The organism is Photorhabdus machadonis (assembly GCF_052657765.1).
The window spans coordinates 4,457,978-4,479,692 of record NZ_CP199761.1 but is presented as its reverse complement, the minus strand read 5'-3'; the positions used below and the strand labels follow the sequence as shown (position 1 = coordinate 4,479,692).

The following is a 21,715-nucleotide window of genomic DNA, read 5'->3' as shown; positions in this document are numbered from 1 at the left end:
GGTCTCTATGCCGTATGAGATTGAAAAAAGTGTCAGTAAAAATAATTATTTTTATTAATTGGGTGGATAGAGGGTAATCCAGTAGCGAGTCAGGCTGCGCATTGAGAGCGAATAGGTCTGTAATAGCATATGCAGTGCCAGATCCGTATCCCGTATAGGAAAGGTGCCAGAAACCCGCAGGTTTGCCACTGCATCATCACAGCGGATCACGCCGGAGCGATAGCGATTCAGTTCAGCAATCACCGTTGCTAGCGGCAAATTATCAGCCACTATCATACTTTGTAACCAACTTAGTGATATTGCTGATCTGAGATGTGGTGGGGAAACGGAAAACGGAGTGAAATGCGTCGTTTCTCCGGCATACAATATTTGTGGTGAACCATTATCTGGAATAATACGAACTGCCCCTTCTGCTATTTCCACCTGAGTGTGGGAGGCTTGCTGGCGGACGCTGAATTTTGTACCCAACGCCACAATGATGCCTTGTTTGGTTCGTACTTTAAATGGGCGTACTGGCTGGTGGCTGTCTTTATGGGTTTCAATATACATTTCCCCCAACTTTAAATGAACAAGCCGCTGGGTATCGTCGTAATGAACATCCGCTGAACTTTGAGTGTTTAACGTTAGCTGACTGCTGTCTGGTAATGACCAGTGCTGTATTTGTCCCATAGCGGTGTGATAATCGCCAGTCAGAAGCTTAAATTGATCGGATTGCCAGAAGAACGATGCTCCAGCCGGTATTAACAACATAAGCGTGAGTTTTCTGATAGCTTCGCGGCGGGTAAGGGGACGTTTATTGTTCAACAAGGGTGATGCGATATGAGGTGGCAGATGATGTAACCGTGCTAACAGGCATTGTGCCTGCTCCCAGGCTTGAGCATGTTCTGGCGTGACCATAGTAGCAGTATTGGCAGAGTCTCACGCTTCGATTCACACTTACCCTGAAAAAGGCGTTGTACCGCCAAGATTATGACAGTTCCGTGGAACATTTCGATTCGGTTTTAACAGAAGCAGAACCTGTATTTGATGCAGCAGATTTTGTGCGCATTGGACCAGACATCATTGGTCAGTATAGCCATGTGACTAACCGCACTGGGGCTCAATGGCTGGCGCGCGAACTCGGGCCAGATTACAAAGTACATATGTACAATTTTGATGATGCTGGTCCTATGCATATTGACACAACCTTACTGCCTATTGCTCCGGGAAGAGTCCTAGTCAATAAAGCTTGGGTTTCGCGATTGCCTGATTTCTTTAAAGACTGGGAAATATTGACCCCACCGCCATCCACTCTATCTGACTCGCATCCATTACCTTTCACCAGCCGCTGGATCAGTGTGAATATTTTAATGTTAGATGCGCATCATGTTCTGGTAGAAGAAAGCGAAACACCATTGATAGAAGCGTTTAAATCCTGGAAAATCGAAGCGATTCCTATACCTTTTAAACATTTTCAAACATTTGGCGGCTCCTTCCACTGTGCGACTCTTGATGTGCGACGCGGTGCGTCTAGCGCGCCTATTTAAATTGGAGCATTAATGCGAGAACCCAACCCAATTTTCAGTAAGCTACCGGCACTGCAATTGCAAGCGGTCAGTCGTATTTACCGCAGTCGCCACCATCAAGGAGCATGGTGGAAGCAATTGCTAAAACCGGAATTCGATCAACATTTGGCTCTCGATCAAATAGATTTAAAAATCTATGCCGGTCAATGCTTAGGTTTAGTCGGCCCCAATGGGGCCGGCAAATCAACCTTGGTTAAGCTATTAACTGGAATGCTCCAACCTGATACTGGACAGATTTCGGTGTTGGGTTTTGAGCCTTCGCGACGTCAAGTTGATTTTTTAAGCCAAATAGGCGTGGTATTTGGCCATAAAACTTCTTTGTGGTGGGATCTACCGGTTCGCCATTCTTTTGAGGCGATTCAAAAGATTTATCAAACCCCCTCTGAGGTTTTTCTGCGCGATATGCAGCACTATGCCAACTTACTACATATCGAACATTTGATGGAACGAGCGGTGCGCCAACTCAGTCTTGGAGAACGAATCAAGTGCGAGCTGGTATTGGCTTTGGCACACCAACCACGCGTTTTACTGTTAGATGAGCCGACCATTGGCGTTGATATGGAGTCTAAGCAGCAATTGCGCGCTGTAATAAATCACGTTGTGCAGGAAAAGCAGATAGCAATGTTACTCACCAGTCATGATGTTAATGATTTATTATCCTGTTGTAGCCATATAGCGCTCCTGCAAGCTGGTCGGTTGTTTGAAAATTGCACCTTAGACGAGCTGTTGAAGCGATTCAATATCAGCCCTAATAATAGCCGAGGTCTTGAGGAAAGTTTAATAAACACTTTTCGTGCGAATCATGCTAACGATGAGGAATTCATATTTGGTAATGAACTAATGCACGAAATTCCGGGGGAAGATGAAGATGATTGAGCGGCATAAACCGTATATGCTCAACGGATTGCGCTTATTAATAGTCGATCGCGGGGTGCTGCTGGTTGATTTTTTCATTGCCACTGGAGTCGCTTTTTTTATTCAGTTTCTCGTGTGGACTTCAATTTATACTCAAGATGAGGAAATTAACGGATTTTCCTTCAGTGCTCTGATGGTTTATTGTGCGTTAACGATCTTTTTATCGCGGCTACACAACTGTTATGACTTGATTGAAGAAATAGAGCACGAAATCATTGACGGTAGGCTAGAGGTTTTAATAGCACGTCCTACCCACTTATTAATTCAGAAGTTTTTTACCTATCTTGGTGGTGGTGTGCTGTATGTTTTTCCAGTTCTGTTGGTATGCACGCTATTTTGGATACGGCAAGACTTTTTTTTTGCGTCAACGTTTAGTAGCGCTCTTCTCTATCTAATAATACTTTGCTCTTTTTTATTAATAGGTGTGATTCTGAGCTTTTCTATCGGAATGATTCTAGCGACGAGTGTATTTTGGCTGATGAAAGCAGATTTTGTTCTTACATTCTTAACAGCGGTTGTGGCGTTTTTAGGTGGTGCTATTATTCCGCCAATGTTTTGGCCTGAGTTTATACGCCCATTGATGGAATACAATCCTTTTCAGTATTTCATTTCAGCACCTGCTCAATTCATTATTCATGGTGATATCCATAAGGGATTGCAAGACCTAGGTATTAGCCTGTTATACGTGTTTGCACTGTTGCTGCTATTAAGGTACCTATGGAATCGAGCGCTCGAAAACTACAGTGGGGGAGGAGGTTGATATGTGGACGTTGTTGCGTAAAGCTTATGCTACTCAATGGCACTATCCCGGTAACTATGTGTCTTTTCTTGCTATACAGAGTGTGACTCAATTACTTACTCTTTTCTATCTGTATACAGTTTATACCTATACCGACCAGCTAAATGGTTGGAATAGAGAAGAAGCTGTTTTCGTCTTTTATTTGGCAAATATAGTGATTTTATGCGCGGAATGCTTTACCTGCTCGTTAGAGCAATATTACAGAAAATTAGTGCAAGGAAAGCTCGATCCCATGCTTGCCCTACCGATTAAACGACGCTTCTTGCAGCTATTACGATGGTCAGAACCAGGGTTCATGATACTGGTGTTATTTTTGCTCTGTATTTGGCCTTGGGTTGATCCTTCTCCTCAGCGAGGGTTACTAGAGTGGATTAGCGGCGTTCTGGCGCTTGGTTTAGGCGTGTTGACAATTATCATCCTCTTTGCATTGATTTCGTTGCCAGCGCTTTTAACACAACGGCAGGCACCGGCTGATTTCATGATATCTGAGCTGAGTCGAATGGTGTTTCTTCCTTCTGGTATTTTACCTCAAGGCGGATGGAAATTCGTGCTTGGTATTGGCATACCGTTGCTGTTTTCGGCTAATGCTGCTGGGGAAATTCTGGTTAAGGGAGAATATGGGAGTGCCTTAGCATTGCTGATGGGCGGGCTCACCCTAGGTATGATACACCGGGTGCTGGAGGCCCGTTTGCTGCGTTCTTATAGTTATCCTGGGAGTTAAGGGAGAGCATCAAAATGTGTGGGGCACTTGAGTTATTTAGCGGTAAAATGGGCAACTCAACCGGACTATTACCCATTATCGGCCCATGAATACTTATACGTTAAAGTGGCTTCTTTAGCTGCGTTGCTACATAAATGCCCCACAGTTTTTTATGCTCTCTGATAAAATCCTTGTTTCATATAGCGTTTTACCGTAGATAGTGAAATATTCATATGATTTGCAATATCTTCATATTTCATTCCCTCTATCTGGGAGAGCAAAAAGGCAGTTTGTACCGGTGTGGGGAGCTGACTGAGCATCATATCAATTTCTTGAAGAGTTTCGAGGATAATAAGTCTCTGCTCTGGTGCAGGAATAAGCAGCTCGGGCAGGCTGGCGAGCAGATCCAGATAAGACTGTTCAAGTGATCGACGGCGATACCAGTTAACCATCAGTCCCTTAGCGATAGTGACGATATAGGCACGCGGTTCATTTAACCGCTGTGGCAGGGGCGAGCGAAGTAATTTGACAAAAGTATCCTGAGCCAGGTCTGCGGCGGTTTCATCGCAGTGAAGACGATGCTTAAGCCAACGGAATAGCCAATCATGATTCTGGACGTACATCCACTGGATCTGTTGAGTGTCTAAAGCATTAACGGTCATTTTCATGCTATTTTACAATGTAAATGCAAATCATTATCATTTTTGGCATGTTACAGGTAATTACTCTCCGTTACCAATAAATAATTTGCGGGGATACGGTGTTCAGATAGGTTTTTTACTTATTATTAACAGGGCTAAATTATACAAGCTTTAAATATGCGATCGATAATTTAAGATAAGTACTCCTTTGTAGTGTGACAGCATTATTTTGTATCGATATATTATAATGGCTAATATATTAAGTGCTTAAATAGAATGTAATATAGAGGAGGTTACACTGAAAAATATATTTTTTTATAGAGTCTTTGACAGTCAATATAATTTATTGGTTGAATTTTGATATTTGTGATTAGTAATACACTTTACTTCTTCTTCTCATTCTGCGTAATGTTAATATCGGTGTCCCGCGATATCTAACAAACGATAATATCGGACATGAGTAACTGTACTTCTATATTTTTCTTTGTAATATGGAACGTTGGAGAGGATATAAAATGGTGCGAATAAATCTATGTGTTAATATATATATTCTGGCAGCATAGCGTCTTAACATTGTGTTTGGTGTGGAGGAAAAATGCCGAAACTAATTTATTATGTCGCTGCGACAATAGACGGTTATATTGCTAATAATAACCACGGGTTGGGTTGGTTGGATGAGTTTGTGCTTGGCGATGACGCAACATCTTATGATGATTTTTACCAAGGTATTGGTGCGGTGATTATGGGTTCGGGAACATACGAATAGATAATGGCAAATTCATCGGATGATTGGCCATACAAAAATATTCCCGCATTTGTTCTTTCTCATCGGGCATTGTCAAAGCATGAAGGGTTAAATATTACCATAACCAATACAGCAGCAGGAGATATTGCTGCTGTGGCGAAGAAATTGGCTAATGGTAAAAATGTCTGGTTGGTAGGAGGTGGTAAAACCGCTGCGTATTTTGCCGAGGCCGGTGAATTACAGCAAATATTCTTAACCATGATCCCAGTATTTTTAGGCACAGGGATTGAAGTTCTTCCTGTGAGTGAAAAAGTGAGTGTGGCACCTAAAACTCAACGTTTTTTACGTAGCGGTGCCATTGAAATCCTGTTGGATGTCACTATCGATTAAGCCGTTATCCTGAAAATGAAGGAGAAAGTATTGTTTTATGGCGAGCAAATAAAAAAGAGTGAAACTTTTATTGCGCCACAATGATGGCACAAAAATGGCGCAATTATCTGAATTGCGCCATGTTCTTACTGAAACTCGTTAGTCCGTAAAAATATATAGATTAATCAACCTATTAGGGTTTTTTTGTTAGTAAATTAGTCCTTTCACTATGTTATTGCATCAGGATTTAAGCTTGTATCGCTAAAGACTGAAAGCGATTCGCATATGATTGTATTGACATTGCTAAACACCCATCAGTATTTTCATTCCAACTTGGTCAGACATTATATATGCAGGGTTGCTGGCATAAATGAATTCTTGGTGAAACGTTACAAATTTTTTACTTATTTATCAATTTGATGGACAAGATTGGTCACGTTATCAAGTTGTTCCTTGCAATACGATGTCGCTTTAATTCTGGTTTGTGCTTAAACAGATGAACCGGAAGTTTATCTGTTTAAATAAGGCATCTTTATACAGGATTATCCTAAAAAAACAGAAAGTAGTATTTTTTTGATCTAAATTTTCGCATTATGTTCTAAAAGTAGGCAAAAGAAATGTTTAAGTAAGGATTTTAAATGGAAATACCAATTTATTTTCAATACTGGGGTAAGGCGAAGCGAACATCAGACGCTGAGAGTACAGATTATCATCTACTTCCTTATCATTGTTTGGACGTCGCTGCTGTCGGCATTCAGTTACTTTCTTTAGAAAGATCGCTGACTAAAGATCTCACTAATTTTTTAGCGTTATCGACAAAACAGTTACAAAGTATTGTCTCTTTTGTACTGGCGTTGCACGATATTGGTAAATTCGCATCTGCTTTTCAAAAATTATTTCCTGGTCAGTCAGCCGGTCTTTATCAACCTTATTGCTGCAAAGGCTATGATGGACGTTATTTTTGTCATGACCGTATGGGGCTGTATTTTTGGGAAAATATCAAACCAAAATTGCTTAAAAAGCTGGTTAATATTGAGGATGCTAAACGGAGAGAACAGCAAGAAATTTTCGATACCTTAATGGTGCTGATGGACTGTGTATTAGGACATCATGGTCAGCCAATAGATAAAACAGACTATAAAGCTATCGAATATTTTACCGAACCTCATAATCTCAATGCTGCGACACTCTTTGTTCATCATTTAATTGACTTACTCCAACCTGAGTTTCCTATTGAAAAATTACAATCCAAAGAATGGCGACGGCGATTAGAGCAAGTGAGCTGGCAGTTTGCTGGTATTGCGATATTGGCGGATTGGATTGGTTCTGATAGTCACTATTTTGTATATCAATCTGAACCTATGCCATTAACAGATTATTGGCAACATGCTAAAGCCGTGGCAAAAAAAGCGGTGATGGCGACAGATTTAGGCAAAGCGCCGGTAGTTAAGCCATTTATTTCTATTCAGGACTATTACGGTTTTGCTGCAACGCCATTGCAGCAGTGGGCTGAATCAATACCTGTAGATGATTCTCCTCAACTCTTTATTTTAGAAGATGTTACTGGTGCAGGAAAAACAGAGGCGGCATTAGCGCTGACACATCGTTTAATGCGAATAAAAGCAGCCGATGGTTTTTATTTCGGTGTGCCTGATATAGCGTCTTCCAATGCAATGTTTAACCGGATTGCTGAACATTATCAGCAAATGCTATCACCAGACGAGGGCAGTAAACCCGGTATTATTTTGGCTCATGGTGCACGAGAGATGAATGATCAATTTCGTGAAGCCATTCTGGCGTTAGGTCATTCAGACAGAAATTATGGCGAAACAGATATCACCACTTCAGCGCAGTGCCATCAATGGCTGGCGGATCCACGCAAAAAAGCATTGTTAGCGCCTGTTGGAGTAGGCGCTATTGATCAAGCTTTATTGGCTGTATTACCAAGGCGTTATCAGGCACTGAGATTATTTGGGCTTAATCGTAAGGTATTAATCGTTGATGAAGTTTATGCCGCTGATGAATTTATGTTTAATTTATTGGAAAATTTATTAGCTCTGCATCTTTATCAAGGTGGTTCGGCTATTTTGCTGACAGCGACACTGACCCTGAAACAGCGTCAACGTTTAACGGATATTTGGTTGAACGCCGGTGGATTGAGCTCACAACTATTGCAAAAAACGGATTTTCCTTTAGCGACAAAAATAAGCTTAAATGCCATATCGCCCGTTATTGAACAACCGTTATCAAGTCGAAAAGATGTTAGCCGGGAAGTCAAGGTTGATTTCTTAAATAGCTTTGTCTGTTGTGTTGAAAAAGTATTGGCTGCGATTGTACAAGGGCAATGTGTCGTTTGGATCCGAAATACAGTAGACGATGCTATTGAGGCTTATCAGACATTGCGAAGTTTGCTCACTGAACCTGAACGTTGTCTGTTATTTCATAGCCGGTTTGTATTGCAACACCGGAAAGAAATTGAAAATCATGTAATGACTATTTTTGGTAAAAATAGTCATAGTGAGATACGCCGCGGTAAAGCATTAATTGCTACACAAGTATTCCAGCAAAGTTTGGATGCTGATACCGATGTGATGATTTCAGATATTTGCCCTATTGATGACTTGATTCAGCGAACAGGGCGTTTGCAACGCCATACTCGTGATAGTGATGGCGTTTATCAACATGGAATTAAAGATTCACGTTCTGCACCAATACTCTTTATCCTCGCGCCTGAGTGGAAGGAGCAACCCGAATCCGATTGGTTAAGCCATAATTTCCGTAGCACACAATATGTTTATCGCTCGCCTGCACGTTTGTGGTTAAGCATGCGCGTGTTGAGAACGCTGGGTGCAATACGTATGCCAGCGGAAACCCGTGAGTTAATTGATGCGGTTTATGGTCATGCTTATGAGCAAGCGCCTGAAAAGTTAAAGCGCCAGGAAAATGTATTAATTGGTGAGGAACGAAGTCAGGAAGCCAAAGCGAAATCTTATTGGTTGCAATGGCAGCTATATGGTTATTGCGATCGAAGTGCTGATAATTGGTATGAAGATGATGCCGATATTCATACCCGCTACAGCGATATTGAAACTGTGACGGTGCTATTACTGAAAAAGACTGATTCGGGACAACTTGTACCTTGGATAAATTCAGCCGAATTTTCAGTGTCATTGAGTACGATTACATTATCTAAAAATAAGTATGCGGATAAATTAGCGCCAATTCCAAGGAAATTAATTCCCGCTCTTAATGCACTACAACAGAGATATCACCAAGTTAGATACTTGCAACCGTGGTTGCCAGAACAGGACCCAAATTTTACTTATTCTTCAACAATAGGCTTTTGTGAAAAATAAAAGCAGGAGGTGTTATGAACTTAGTTCAGGACCCGTGGTTGCCTTTCCGATTACGTGATGGTAGTGAAAAAGTACTGCCCATTAATGCGATATGTGACCATGATGTTATGGACTTTGCTTTACCGAGAGCTGATTTTCAGGGAGCGGCTTGTCAATTCGCTATTGGATTATTGCAGACTGTTTTTGCGCCGGAAAATCAATATCAATGGCATTCCTTATATGAAACATCGCCTGATACGAAAACATTACAACAGGCTTTTGATAAAGCTGAACATGCTTTCAATATTACCGGTACCGGTCCCCTTTTTATGCAGGATTTTGATCCTCTGCAAAAGGTAAAATCAACCACTGTCGCTGGACTGTTAATTGAAGCTCCAGGAGCCAATGGTTTAAGACTGAATACTGATCATTTCATTAAGCGTGGCATTGGTGATGTGATGTCTCTTGAAATGGCCGTTTTGGCGCTTTTTACCTTACAAATTAACGCGCCATCAGGTGGTGTGGGACATCGGGTCGGGTTGCGGGGGGGAGGGCCATTAACTACGTTAGTGCGGCCAGGCCAGGTTGATGCAACATTATGGCAAAAACTGTGGTTAAACGTCATTAATCGAAATGAATGGTGTTATTCCGAACCTGATTTAACCAGTGCTCAGGTTTTTCCTTGGTTAGGGCCAACAAAAGCAAGTGTTAAGGAAGGGACGGAAATTTGTTTTTCAGATGTTCATCCCTTGCATATGTATTGGGCGATGCCAAGACGTATACGTCTTGTGGTGGAAAAGAAGGAGCAGGTTTGTAAAATTTCAGGCAAGTATTCTGCATTGACTGTTTCTGAATATCGCACACAGAATTATGGTGGCAATTATTCCGGTAATTGGTTTCATCCATTAACGCCCTATAAATGGGACCCGAAAAAATCAGCAGAACATTTATCTGTTAAAGGTCAGCCGGGAGGCGTGACCTACAAAACGTGGGATACTTTGGTATTTAACAGTCATGAAAGAGGGCAACGCTGTGCACCGGTAGTGAACCATTTTTATTCTTTATGCTGTGATTTTGCTGAACTTCAAAGTGCCATACCCTATTTGTGGGTGTTTGGCTACGATATGGATAATATGAAAGCGCGTTGCTGGTATTCCGTTATCATGCCGCTGTTTTTTATCTTACCTGAACAGCAAGAAGATATTCTGTGTCAAGTTAAAGATCTACAAAAGCTGGCAACCACTATAATTTGGTTATGCCGAAACCAAATAAAAGCGGCCTGGTTTGAAAAGCCCGCAGAGGTGAAAGGAGACACTTCTTTTATTGACCTTGCTTTTTGGCAACAAAGTGAATCGTTATTCTTTTCAGTGGTTCATCAACTTATCGACAATGCGCGCTCGAGTGATCCTTTTCTGACCCCGGAACAAGCCAAACATTGGCTCAATACCTTGCGTCATCTCTGCCGGGATTTATTTGATGAACATGCTGCTTTATCTGAACTTGGTAATGAGCGTTCAATGGCGAAACGTATAAGAGCGCGTCAGCAGTTAATCATGGGGTTATATGGGCAAAAAGCGTTAAAAGAAATCAAAACATTTATTACCAACAATCATATTAATTCTGGTAAAGAGGAGATGTAATGGAAAGTAAGACTGAAATGATATTATTGCGTTGGTGGCAAAGTATGTTTCTGTCACCAAAACAGTTAAAAGAGAAAGATATTATTCCGTCTCCTTCTACTTATAAAGCCCAATTAAAGCGCTGTGAAAATGTTGAAATGGCGATGTTAACTGAGGGTTTTCGGGGTTTATGGCTCAGTTTACCTGACGAAATTAGCTTATCTGATAATCCGGTAGAAATAGAATATTGGGCCACGATAGCGGCGGTATTAGTTTATGTCAGAAATAATAACGGTATTAAATTGGCCGTGGCGGCGGGTAGGAAAGGAGGAGGGAATAAACCGGTTGTCAGTGAATTGCGCTTTTCACAATTACAAAATGCGAAAACACCGAACGAATTATTACGTCGATTACGTCGGATTATACAGCAAGTAAAGGGCAATATTTCTGTTCTAGCTTTAGCTCAGGATATTGAGGAATGGTTTGCTGAATATGGACAATTACGACCATGTAAAGCGGATAAGCGCATCAATGTAAAGTGGGTGATGGATTATTACTGTGCTGCCAGTAGTAAATTGGTTGATTTAGCAGATTCTTATTAATTAAATTTAGGGGAATGACGATGAGTCAGTTTATTCAATTACACCTATTAACCTCCTATGCACCATCCAATCTTAATCGTGATGATCTAGGCCGGCCGAAAACAGCGAAAATGGGGGGTTTTGAACGTCTACGTGTGAGTTCTCAAAGTTTGAAGCGCCACTGGCGTACTTCTGAATTATTTGAGCAAGCGTTATCAGAGAATATTGGTATTCGTACAAAGCGCTTTGGTATCAAGGTATTTGAAGCTTTGATCAGCGCCGGCGTGAAAGAAAAATCAGCTAAGGCATTGGCTACAAGTATTGCTGGTGTTTTTGGTAAAACTAAAAAAGATGCTTTAGAGACTGAACAATTGGCACATATCAGCCCGGCAGAGCAGCGATCTGTCATGTCGCTGGTCGCCGTGTTGGCAGAAGAAGGCCGGGCACCAACATCGGAAGAACTTAATCTGTTAAAAGCTGAACAAACCGCTGTGGATATTGCATTGTTTGGTCGAATGTTAGCTTCAAGCCCTGCATTTAACGTCGAAGCCGCTTGCCAGGTTGCTCATGCGATTAGTGTGCACAGTGTTGTCGTTGAAGATGATTATTTTACGGCGGTGGATGATTTAAATGATGGTAAGGAAGACACCGGTTCGGCCCATATAGGGGAATCGGGTTTTGCAGCGGCGTTGTTCTACAGTTATATCTGCATTAATAAAACGCAATTAATAGAGAATTTGGATGGTAATAAAGCGCTTGCTAATAAAGCGATTAAAGCATTGACAGAAGCGGCAGTGAAAGTCTCACCGACGGGCAAACAAAGTAGTTTTGCTTCTCGTGCTTATGCCAATTTTGCTCTCGCTGAAAAAGGCGAACAACAACCGCGTTCTTTATCTGTCGCATTTTTAAAACCGATTCATGACAGTGACCAAGGCCCATCGGCAATTCATGAATTAGAAAGCCAAATGCACAATATTGATCAGGTTTACGGTGCGTGTGCCGATGCCCGCTATAAATTCAACACATTTACAGGGGAAGGAAGTTTGACCGAGCTGCTTAAGTTTGTTGCGCAGTAATGGGGGGCAGAATGAAAGCGTATTTAGTCTTTCGATTATATGGTCCGATGGCAAGTTGGGGCCAACCCGCAGTTGGTGGGGAAAGGCCGACGGGATTATATCCTGGTCGTTCTGCGATTTTGGGGTTATTAGGGGCAGCGTTAGGTATTCGACGGGATAATGAGTCTGAATTAGCGAAATTACAAAAAAGTGTGTTGATTGCAATTAAGCAAATTGTTCCCAGTTCCTTAATACGTGATTACCATACGACACAGGTACCAACGCACGAGAATAATCTGTTTCATCAGAGTCGTAAAAGTGAATTAAGTTCAGATAAACTGAATACTATATTGTCTAATCGTGACTATCGTTGTGATGGTATTTGGATTGTTGCTATTGCATTAACCAAATGTGCTTCTTTCACTCTGGAACAATTGCGGGATGCTTTACTTAAACCGGTATTTGTCTTGCATCTTGGCCGTAAATCTTGCCCACCTGCTTTACCTCTCTGCCCTAAATTAACTGGGCGAACGATATTAAAAGCGGCGTTGGATATCTCTTTCCCACCACTGATTCATTCTGATGAAGAAGATAAGTTATGGCTGGGAGCAAATGGTCTTGTGACTTATTTTTGGGAGGGAAAGGGAGATGAAATTATCTCTTCAAATATCTTAATAAGCCATCCTTGGGATGAGCCGATCAACCGTGGGCGTTGGCAATTCAGGCAACGTACTATGTATCAACTTTCTGTCGAGGAGGGTGTTAATGTATTTGTCTAAAATTACACTTCGTCAATCAGGCCAGACAGCAAATATATTGGCGAAGCTTGGTGCAAATGGAGTTTATACCTCTCATCAATTGTTATGGAAATTGTTTACGGAAGACGTACAGCGTCAATTTCTATTCCGGCAAGAAATCGGAATAATGGGATTACCTGTATTCTATGTTTTATCTAAAACATCACCCCAAACGCAGTCACCATTATTTGATGTTGAAACGAAATCGTTTTATCCTCTATTGAGTGCGGGACAGCGTTTAGCTTTCAAATTACGTGTTAATCCAACAATTTGTGTTACCGATCCTTCTGGAAAACGTCGGCGTCATGATGTTTTGATGCATGCCAAATTTCAGGCAAGACGGCAAGGTGAAATAGAACAGGGGAAAATAAAGACCATGATGGAGGATGCTGCTCGTAATTGGCTCCTGGATAATCGTCGTATGCAGCAATGGGGTATTCAGTTTGATGATTTACTGAATATTGAAGGTTATACGCAGCATCGCAGCGTAAAAAGGAAGGGACAAAAAATCCAATTCTCCAGTGTCGATTTCCAGGGACTTCTGACGATTACCAATGGTGATTTATTCTTGGCACAATATACAAAAGGTTTTGGTCGATCTAAAGCTATGGGGTGCGGATTGATGTTAATCAGAACAGTATAATGGCATTGACTTCATTTAAATCTATTTCTGTTGGGGATGGCAATATAATCGCCTTAAGGGTATTGATTGTTGAAGATGGTTCATTTGTGTTATTAGGTGTTCGTGTTATGCTTTGAAAGCAGGGTAACTGGCGATATTGCTAATTAATGTATTCGTGCCGCGATATTCTGTCGAGTTGGGTGCAGTTGTGACGCTAAAGGTATTGATAAAATAATTACTGTGTTCCCCATTATCTGTGGGGATAAACCCGGGTTTTGGTATGCATTTAGACTAGGAAGAATACGTTCCCTTTGCTTAATGGGATAAATCGCTATAATTAACCATAAGAGACCGTGTTGGTGAATGTTCCTTGTGCTTACGGGGATAAACCTAACTCGATAAATCTTACCAATGCGCGAACTTACATGTTCCCTGCACTGGCGGGGATAAACCGCGTCATGAGTGATGCTTTAGTAAATTTACTAAATGTTCCCTGTAATTACAGGGATGAACCTAGCAGTGCTCCAAATAGCATAAAAGCCAGGAATAAGTTCCTTGTAACCTTCGGGGATAAACCGGGCAGTAACAGGGGCGTAATTAGCGGTAATCTGTGTTCCTTGTATCGACTGGGATCAGTTGTTTTGGATATTACCACTAAAGACAGTTAATAAAGTATTCCTCGTTTACGAGGATGAACCGAACTGATACTGTTGTATATCGGGTTTGGAAAAACGTTCCCGGTATTTACTGGGATAAACCGAACAGTTAGCGGTTGAATTAGTGGAAACATACATGTTCCCTGTTACTACGGGGATAAACCGCTAAATACAGAATCATCTTCGTCTGTTGTAACTGTGTTCCCTGTAATTTGAGGGGATGGACCGTCATCGGGGAGGAAAATTCCCGCAATAGTACCAGAATTCCTCGTGTCTACGGGGATTAACCAGATTCGGGTTTTGTGGTGGTGGCAGAGTAAAAAGGTTCCCCGTGTTTGCGGGGATAAACCGATAATAGAAAAGATTTAGATAATGAATATGAAGTATTCCCTGTGCTTACAGGGATAGAGTGGTTGTATGTTGCTCATTGAGCATCTGCAAATAATCCTCACTGGTCAGGCTGCTGATGTCATCGCCGTTTTCTAAACACGCTTTCAGCCAATTGATTATCTGTTCCACTAATTGCCCCTCTGACGCATTCAATTTTTCAGCTAATTCACCGTGGTTTTCCCATAAATCACTACTGATCACAAATGCTTTCCCTTTCAGGGCATAATCGGAATGACGCCAGGCATACGATAAATGACTATCCAGGACGAAAGGTCGTTCACTCCCACTTTGACCACAATTCTCAGGGCGAGAATAAATCTGTGGCTCAGGTGCGTCGATCATTAATTCACTCACCGGCGTCAGGAATCCCGACCAATCGCTGATGATCATTGCCGGTAATAACTGACTGAGAATACGCGTATCCATACTGCGCAAAAGCACCTGTTTCTCCTGTAATATCACCTGCTGGCGTGAACGCCAGTGATTAAGCTGTTGAGTCCATGAGTCCTCACTGCGATAAGCCCAGCCCCAACTGTTATCGCTCAGGGTATGGCTATCAAGTAAATGACTTATTATTGCCAGGCAACCTGACTTAGGCTGAACCAGCCAGGGGCTTTGCGCCAGCAGGTGATCCATTGGTGTACCGCTGTATAGTGGAAAAGCCTGTTCTACCCAGTTATTTTTGTAAAAGTGACCGACGGGGTTAGGTTCTGCTAGTGAATTGAGCATAAAGAAAACAGGCGGCTTATCAGGCGTGCTCAGCCATTGTTGCCAGTTTATGGAAGTGTTCATTCATCCTCCTGATTATTGATAGTTAAATTAACATCCCTCTGGGCTTGTAAGGCACAAATCGGTTTGACTGGAGATTTCACCTCTGGCAGCGGTTCTACCCCTTCTGGCAGTTGCAGGGACAAGCCACGTCCGGTACCGGCAGCGCCTTGTCCGACTAATAAATTTGGGGAAGTCAGAATACCGCCGGGAGTTAACCGGATAAAATGGCCGCCGATTTTCAAGGTGATTTCTGACGCCGCTTCCAGCACGATTTTACCGCCACTTTTCAGGTGCGTTTCCTGACCGCTTTCAGTGACCAGTGCCTCCCCGGTCTGTAAATACTGACTGCCGGTGATACGGTGCGATACATCCCCATCGGTACTGTATTTACCGGAGCCGGCGATTTTCCGGTGGTCATCGGCACTGATTTCACTGTACCGGTTATTATCGATCCGCTGTTTATGGTCGTGTTTAATATGCCAGTAAGCATCATGCTGAATATGGGCGGTCAGATCTTTCTGCCCGTGCAGGTAAATCTCTTCCTGATCTTTGGCATCTTCAAACCGCAATTCATTAAAACCGTCACCTTTGTGGGTCCGGGTTTTAAACGTGGTGCGGTTTTTTTCGGCGGGTAAATCCAGTGGTGGCCGATTTAAGCCGTTGTAAGTGCAGCCGGTGACAATCGGCCGATCAATATCGCCGTTCAGATAGGAGACAATCACCTCCTGACCGATACGGGGAACCGCCATAAAACCGTAACCGCTGCCATTCCAGCCTTGCGCAAACCGTACCCAACAAGACGCGTTTTCATCGGCCTTATCATAGCGATCCCAGTGAAAATGGACGCGAATACAACCGTCTTTGTTGACATAAATCTCTTCCCCTTTCGGGCCCACCACAGTAGCGACTTCATCACCATCCGCCAATGGCTTATAACGATAGAGCGCTCGCCAGTCCTTATAGCCGGAAATAAAACTGAATTCGTTATGCAGATAAGTTCCTGATCCGCCACTGGTTTCTTGCAGGGCCTGCGGACATTTGCCGTAATGATGAATGGTCACGATTTGCCAGCGGGTGTTCATGGCATCAATCGGATGCTCGTTGAGGTCAAAGATTTTACCGGGCATCAGCTTAAAACAGTTGCTTTGCCCACTGCCCGCCTGACGTTTATTCTGAACGGCCTGCTGACGGCGCTGGACAAACGGTTTCGCCTCCGCGTCTTTCTGAAAACGGCCGTAGCTTTCAAAGATTGAAAACAGGGTTTCTTGCCCCTCAACACGCGGATCGACATTGGCCCGGTGTGTCAGGAAATAAGAGGGGTTTTGCGGATTTCGGTCCTTATAGATCACCCGTTGCGGGGTCATGGAGACACCCAGACGCACCTGATTAACCACATTCATTTCAGTGGCGACTTGTACCTGCGGATTGTAAACCAGCGGTAAATTGGCCGTCATGCCTAAATGGCTGTCACTGAAAAACAGTTTGTCGTCTTCAAACCAGAAATTCAGCCCTTCCTCGGCGACTAACCGGGCAAAAAAGTCATAATCGGACTCACGCTTTTGCGTCACATACTCGCGCGTGTAATGAAACTCATCCAACTGGGAATCGGCCAGAATATGGTGTTTTTTCAGCAAGCTTTTAAGAATTTCCGGTACGCTTTGCCGATGATAAATCCGGCTGTCCTGATTCAGGTTCATCCGCCAGAGCGCAGGCCGGACGGTGAGATAATAAATCGTGCGGTGAGTATGGGTATCACCCAATACAGCCTGTGCGATAATGCCGCTGACCTGACGTTGTTCAACGTCGTTGAAAACCACCTGGAATTTTACCGATTGTAATAGCAGCGACTCCAGATCAATATCGGCCCGTTTACTGACCAGAGTTAAAGAGAGGGTAAACAGTTCAGATAATTCCTCCTGTAAAGAGAACTCCGCTACCGCAAAAGTTTTTTCCGGCAAATCGGTAACCTGACAGAGAAAATGTAATCCATCGTTCATAGGGACTCCTTATTTCTGGTGTTAGTGGTTAGGTAAATGAGTAATATGGCCTTGGGTAGGTTGGCACCTTATAAGGCGGTATATCTGCATCGAGCTCATATTCAAGACAATCTTTTGAAATATATTCTGCCGACATATAGGGTTTTGTGTATTTCGGCATGACGCCTTCCACGGTAATCAACTGTTCTTTTCCAGCAGATGAAAAAGGAAAAAGCCAGTTAAAAAAAGTATCGCCTAACGCCCAGTAAATAAAATACGAAAATAACAATAACAGCGTGATTTTTACTATTTTCATACTGAGAGCTCTTTACCATCGCATTTCATATTTATTATGGTCAGTTTTCCTCGATTCCTACCGCGTTATCTGTATAGCGTGTTAAGGTTATATTTTCCTGTTTATTTTGCTGGAAGCTTTGGTGACGTTATTTTCCAGTAATCTATTGATTGCCGATTGAGGTCAATTCGGCCATTCGGATATTCAACCCATTCTCCCTTCCCATCAGTTATGGTTATCTTCGGCATTTTGGTTTCATCCAGTTTAGGTTTAAAGGTGATTTTCCATTCAGCTCCCGGTGTTAATTTTAGCCGAAAAGGAAACAAACCGACCACACCCTGTAAGGAAATTCTTTTTGGCCGCCCTTCAGCTAGTTTCAACACAGGGTAAATAACCGGGCTGAAGTCTATCGTATTTAATGCGCGAGTCTCAGAGGCTTCAGAATAATATGTTCGCGCTGCATCGTTGATAAAGGCCGTTAGACCTGTTCCTCCATAGGGTATAGCATCTTTCACCAGGTGGCTAACATCGGCATAACCCACGGACACAAACGCCTGATTGATTTCCCATTTGCACCAACCTCCGCCACTGAAAGGCAATTTCGCCTGAAAATAACCGGTTTGCGGATCGGCTTTTACATCCAAATCCAATACATAATAAGTCGGTACTTTAAACGGCGACATTCCTGCGTCCAACTGATACTCAAGACAGTTTTTTGAGATATATTCCGCGGATACATACGGTTTTGTGTATTTCGGCATGACGCCTTCCACGGTAATCAACTGTTCTTTTCCAGCAGATGAAAAAGGAAAAAGCCAGTTAAAAAAAGTATCGCCTAACGCCCAGTAAATAAAATACGAAAATAACAATAACAGCGTGATTTTTACTATTTTCATACTGAGAGTTCCTTTCCATCGCATTTCATATTTATCATGGTCAGTTTTCCTCAATTTCTACCGCATTATCCGTACAGCGTATTCAATATCAAATCTTCCTGTTCATTCTTATTAGAAGTAAATGAGCGATTCTGATAGCGTTACTTCATGTTCATATACATGTACCGAAAATCGACTTCTTGAGTACCGTTATCAATCTTACCGCCAGGATATTCAACCCACTCGCCTTTCCCGTCAGTCACAGTAACCTTTGCCATTTTGGTCTCATCCAGCTTAGGCTTAAAGGTAATTTTCCATTCCGCTCCTGGAGTTAACATGAGTCGAAAGGAGCGCATTTTTAATACTTCACCCTGTAAGAATATCCTGTTCGGGCGTCTTTCAACTACTTTCAAAACAGGGTAAATAACCGGGCTAAAGTCAATGGTATTCAATGCGTCGATTTCGCTAAGATTGGTCTGGACTGCATCATTGATAAATGCGATTAAACCTGTTCCTGAGTACGGGACAGCATCTTTCACCAGATGATGCACATCGGTATAACTGATAGACACAAAGGCTCGGTTAATTTTCCACTTGCACCTGCCACCACCATTGAAAGGTAATTTTGCCTGAAAGTAACCGGTTTGCGGATCAACCTTTACTTTTAGACGAAGGCCATTATAGGTTGGTACTTTGTAAGATGACATGTCTGCATGAAGCTGATATTCAAGGCAATATTTTGAAATATACTCTGCTGATACATGCGGTTCTGTGTATTTCGGTGCTACTCCCTCTACCGTGATCCATTGATTATCTTTGGGGGGCGAAAGTGGTTCATTTGGGTCAGCGCAACCTGATATTAATGTAATTAACAATACTAATAAGCATTGCTTGATATTTGTCATGATAAATCTTCCTCAATTCTTACTCCGTTATCCGTATAGCGTAATAAGGCCAACGGACCTTGTTCATCTTGCTGAGTACAAATCAATGCTTGCTGCAACTGATGATCCATCTGTAAAAATAATGCATCGCGCTGTCGAATACCTTGAACAATGTCGGTCCTTTCATTTAGCGTTTTTTCAAATAATTGTTCCTGATCCCGGAAAAAATGGTATTTCTCCGGCGCAACCAGTTCGGCAAGCCGTGCGCCAATATAACGAGCATATTTCAGTGAGCTGTGATCAGGGAAACCCAGCGCATCTTTTAATGTCGGGTTTTCATTCAATGGAAACCATTTGGCTTTATCTGCCTCACTGATCTGTTGAAAAAATTTTTTCTGAATGTTCCCGGCATCCTTCAGATTATTTTCTGTTTCACTGTTTAATGACGGAATTAAATACAGTTTTGTTTTGGTGGGTAAGGTGGTCATCAACCGAATATGATTGCTAGGGTTACGTTCTTCCAGCCATTCAATGACCAGATTGATTTTACAAAAATGCACTATTTTCCCGTGATGCAAGAAAATTTCACCGCTGTTGGTGAAATCTAACAATTCAACCGGGCTAAACAAATAACCTAGGGGTCCCCAACAATCATACAGCCAGTTATCCAAATTTTTCTCCGGCGGTAAGGAAGGGATCGGGTCATTTTCATTGACATGGCGGTAATGGGTGATATCTGCCAGTTCTCGTATCGCACTGACCGTTAACACCCGTGGCATTCCGTAGCTATAGAGACAGGGGTCATGTTCTTTTAATTGCGCACTGTGCAGTAATGCCAGTGCACCGCCTAAGCTATGGCCGCAGATAAATAACCGTTTGTTTTTAGCCAAATCAAGGATATCGCTGAATACTTCTTGAGTTGTATCACTTGGGACTCTTAATCTCGCAACTAAACTAAACGCCTCCCAAAAACCTTTATGCACGTTACCATGGTGAATAAACCCGCTGCACAGGGCTTTTTCATCACAACCTAATCCTAAAGGCTGGTACGTAGCGTCCGTAACAGCATCTGTTATATTAGTTGTACCCCGCCAGCTGACAATCACATCACGCTGGCTGACCGCATAAAACAGTTGAGTATTGCCCTGTTTATTATCTCCTGCTTTTGAATTAATAAACTCTACCTGAGTATAACGTTCACTAAATGGCACATCATAAACCACAGGTGTTGCCGACAATTCTTCCACTTTATAGGGCAACGTTGAGACATCCACCATTTGCCGGTTAAAAAAATGAGCCACAGAACCTTCAGTATTAACATCTCCATCGGCATAAGCCAATACACTCATCAAACACTGATTATAGGCATTGACAAGGGAATACTCTTTTTGATGGTGTAACTGCAAAACCCAAGTCCGAAACGGACACACTTCCAGTACATGCCGACAGTTTAACTGGCGGGAATAAAACCCCTTTGGCTCCGGGTCTGGAAAATGATAGGGGGGTGGAATATTTTTAGTGTCCCATCCCTTAATCACCGGCAAGCCATCACTGATCTGCCCGATAGTCACATAGTGATAGTGATGGCCTTCGGCTTCTGCTTTGGGCTTCACCATCGACGCCGCTTCATCGCGTATTTCCCGCAACGGGCGCTGTTCCATTTCATCCGCCAACGATTGGGCATGGATAGACAATGTCACGGGATAAGCTGACAAGTCTTCTTCCCTGAGTACCCCGAAACCATCGGTTACGCCCTGACGCACATAACCTGGGGTTCCGTGACTGATCAGATGATAAGGCTGGTTGACCAGCGGCTTATCCTGTTCATCCACCAACTGAAATTCTACCCAGTGTCTCAAATACTTCTTACAATCTATACACAGAAGCGGATCTGATATGCCCATTGGTTTAACATCCTTCTTTTCACATTATATATAGGGACACAGCCCGAACATCATCTCTTGAAAGTCCCACAAGACTTCTCCTGTCTGACCATCAATCACTTTCATTTCCCCTGATTGGCAAAACAAGCCGGGTTCAGCGTCAGGATAAGCTGGTGACCCCGCACAGGAACCCCTTGTCGTATGATATTTTTCAGCATAAATATCTTGTCAGGAATTGAAAT

At 42.6% G+C, this 21,715-nt stretch carries 20 protein-coding genes and 1 pseudogene; 13 read left to right on the top strand and 8 right to left on the bottom strand.

The features are described 5' to 3' along the window. Positions 1-54: 54 nt before the first annotated feature. Entirely contained in the window at positions 55-897 is an 843-nt protein-coding gene (locus ACUN2T_RS21625) for a FecR domain-containing protein (protein ID WP_445494979.1), read from the bottom strand. Here ACUN2T_RS21625 and ACUN2T_RS21620 point away from each other — a divergent pair. Genes ACUN2T_RS21620 through ACUN2T_RS21600 form a run of 5 tightly spaced genes read left to right on the top strand, consistent with a single transcriptional unit; the run spans position 890 to position 4,000 of the window. Then, positions 890-973, top strand: a complete 84-nt coding sequence (locus ACUN2T_RS21620; RefSeq protein ID WP_445497952.1) for an S-adenosylmethionine decarboxylase — start codon at positions 890-892, stop codon at positions 971-973. The genes ACUN2T_RS21625 and ACUN2T_RS21620 overlap by 8 nt on opposite strands. 7 nt (positions 974-980) lie before the next feature. Then, positions 981-1,526: a hypothetical protein gene (locus ACUN2T_RS21615; protein WP_445494978.1), complete on the top strand. Its 546-nt coding sequence runs from the start codon at positions 981-983 to the stop codon at positions 1,524-1,526. 12 nt (positions 1,527-1,538) lie between these two features. Further along, positions 1,539-2,441, top strand: coding sequence for an ATP-binding cassette domain-containing protein (locus tag ACUN2T_RS21610; protein ID WP_445494977.1), 903 nt, complete (start codon positions 1,539-1,541; stop codon positions 2,439-2,441). Beyond that, positions 2,434-3,240, top strand: coding sequence for an ABC-2 family transporter protein (locus ACUN2T_RS21605; protein WP_445494976.1), 807 nt, complete (start codon positions 2,434-2,436; stop codon positions 3,238-3,240). The genes ACUN2T_RS21610 and ACUN2T_RS21605 overlap by 8 nt, the downstream gene beginning before the upstream one ends. A gap of 1 nt (position 3,241) precedes the next feature. Beyond that, the gene (locus tag ACUN2T_RS21600; protein ID WP_445494975.1) at positions 3,242-4,000 is read left to right on the top strand and encodes an ABC-2 family transporter protein; all 759 of its coding nucleotides are present in this window, start codon (positions 3,242-3,244) and stop codon (positions 3,998-4,000) included. Positions 4,001-4,149: 149 nt separating this feature from the next. Here ACUN2T_RS21600 and ACUN2T_RS21595 read toward each other — a convergent pair whose 3' ends face one another. Further along, positions 4,150-4,647 (bottom strand): sigma-70 family RNA polymerase sigma factor, encoded by a 498-nt coding sequence (locus ACUN2T_RS21595; protein WP_445494974.1) that lies wholly within the window; start codon positions 4,645-4,647, stop codon positions 4,150-4,152. A gap of 568 nt (positions 4,648-5,215) precedes the next feature. Between ACUN2T_RS21595 and ACUN2T_RS21590 the strand changes: the two genes are divergently transcribed. The 8 genes from ACUN2T_RS21590 to cas6e all read left to right on the top strand — a co-directional run bounded on the left by ACUN2T_RS21590 (position 5,216) and on the right by cas6e (position 13,764). Beyond that, positions 5,216-5,386, top strand: a complete 171-nt coding sequence (locus tag ACUN2T_RS21590; RefSeq protein ID WP_445494973.1) for a dihydrofolate reductase family protein — start codon at positions 5,216-5,218, stop codon at positions 5,384-5,386. Positions 5,387-5,389: 3 nt separating this feature from the next. After that, entirely contained in the window at positions 5,390-5,755 is a 366-nt protein-coding gene (locus ACUN2T_RS21585; protein WP_445494972.1) for a dihydrofolate reductase family protein, read from the top strand. A gap of 617 nt (positions 5,756-6,372) precedes the next feature. Beyond that, a complete protein-coding gene (gene cas3, locus ACUN2T_RS21580) occupies positions 6,373-9,090 on the top strand; it encodes a CRISPR-associated helicase Cas3' (protein ID WP_445494971.1) in 2,718 nt (905 codons plus the stop codon). A gap of 14 nt (positions 9,091-9,104) precedes the next feature. Continuing rightward, positions 9,105-10,709, top strand: a complete 1,605-nt coding sequence (casA, locus tag ACUN2T_RS21575; RefSeq protein ID WP_445494970.1) for a type I-E CRISPR-associated protein Cse1/CasA — start codon at positions 9,105-9,107, stop codon at positions 10,707-10,709. Beyond that, complete coding sequence (gene casB, locus ACUN2T_RS21570) at positions 10,709-11,290, top strand: type I-E CRISPR-associated protein Cse2/CasB (protein ID WP_445494969.1); 582 nt, start codon at positions 10,709-10,711, stop codon at positions 11,288-11,290. The genes casA and casB overlap by 1 nt, the downstream gene beginning before the upstream one ends. A 20-nt stretch (positions 11,291-11,310) precedes the next feature. After that, on the top strand, positions 11,311-12,345 hold the full coding sequence (gene cas7e / locus ACUN2T_RS21565) for a type I-E CRISPR-associated protein Cas7/Cse4/CasC (RefSeq protein WP_445494968.1): 1,035 nt from the start codon (positions 11,311-11,313) through the stop codon (positions 12,343-12,345). Positions 12,346-12,356: 11 nt separating this feature from the next. Further along, positions 12,357-13,103, top strand: a complete 747-nt coding sequence (gene cas5e, locus ACUN2T_RS21560; RefSeq protein ID WP_445494966.1) for a type I-E CRISPR-associated protein Cas5/CasD — start codon at positions 12,357-12,359, stop codon at positions 13,101-13,103. Then, positions 13,090-13,764 (top strand): type I-E CRISPR-associated protein Cas6/Cse3/CasE, encoded by a 675-nt coding sequence (gene cas6e, locus ACUN2T_RS21555; protein ID WP_445494965.1) that lies wholly within the window; start codon positions 13,090-13,092, stop codon positions 13,762-13,764. The genes cas5e and cas6e overlap by 14 nt, the downstream gene beginning before the upstream one ends. A 1,031-nt stretch (positions 13,765-14,795) precedes the next feature. On the opposite strand, the gene ACUN2T_RS21550 is transcribed toward cas6e, so the two are convergent. The 6 genes and pseudogenes from ACUN2T_RS21550 to ACUN2T_RS21525 all read right to left on the bottom strand — a co-directional run bounded on the left by ACUN2T_RS21550 (position 14,796) and on the right by ACUN2T_RS21525 (position 21,494). Further along, the gene (locus ACUN2T_RS21550) at positions 14,796-15,581 is read right to left on the bottom strand and encodes a DUF4123 domain-containing protein (protein WP_445494964.1); all 786 of its coding nucleotides are present in this window, start codon (positions 15,579-15,581) and stop codon (positions 14,796-14,798) included. After that, complete coding sequence (locus tag ACUN2T_RS21545; RefSeq protein ID WP_445494963.1) at positions 15,578-17,557, bottom strand: type VI secretion system Vgr family protein; 1,980 nt, start codon at positions 17,555-17,557, stop codon at positions 15,578-15,580. Before ACUN2T_RS21545 ends, ACUN2T_RS21550 begins: the two co-directional genes overlap by 4 nt. 55 nt (positions 17,558-17,612) lie before the next feature. Then, positions 17,613-17,852 (bottom strand): annotated as a pseudogene (locus tag ACUN2T_RS21540) (hypothetical protein); the annotation flags it as partial. A gap of 101 nt (positions 17,853-17,953) precedes the next feature. Next, complete coding sequence (locus ACUN2T_RS21535) at positions 17,954-18,727, bottom strand: hypothetical protein (protein WP_445494962.1); 774 nt, start codon at positions 18,725-18,727, stop codon at positions 17,954-17,956. A gap of 140 nt (positions 18,728-18,867) precedes the next feature. Then, positions 18,868-19,611, bottom strand: coding sequence for a hypothetical protein (locus ACUN2T_RS21530; RefSeq protein WP_445494961.1), 744 nt, complete (start codon positions 19,609-19,611; stop codon positions 18,868-18,870). Then, positions 19,608-21,494 (bottom strand): lipase family protein, encoded by a 1,887-nt coding sequence (locus tag ACUN2T_RS21525; protein WP_445494960.1) that lies wholly within the window; start codon positions 21,492-21,494, stop codon positions 19,608-19,610. Before ACUN2T_RS21525 ends, ACUN2T_RS21530 begins: the two co-directional genes overlap by 4 nt. Positions 21,495-21,715: the final 221 nt, after the last annotated feature.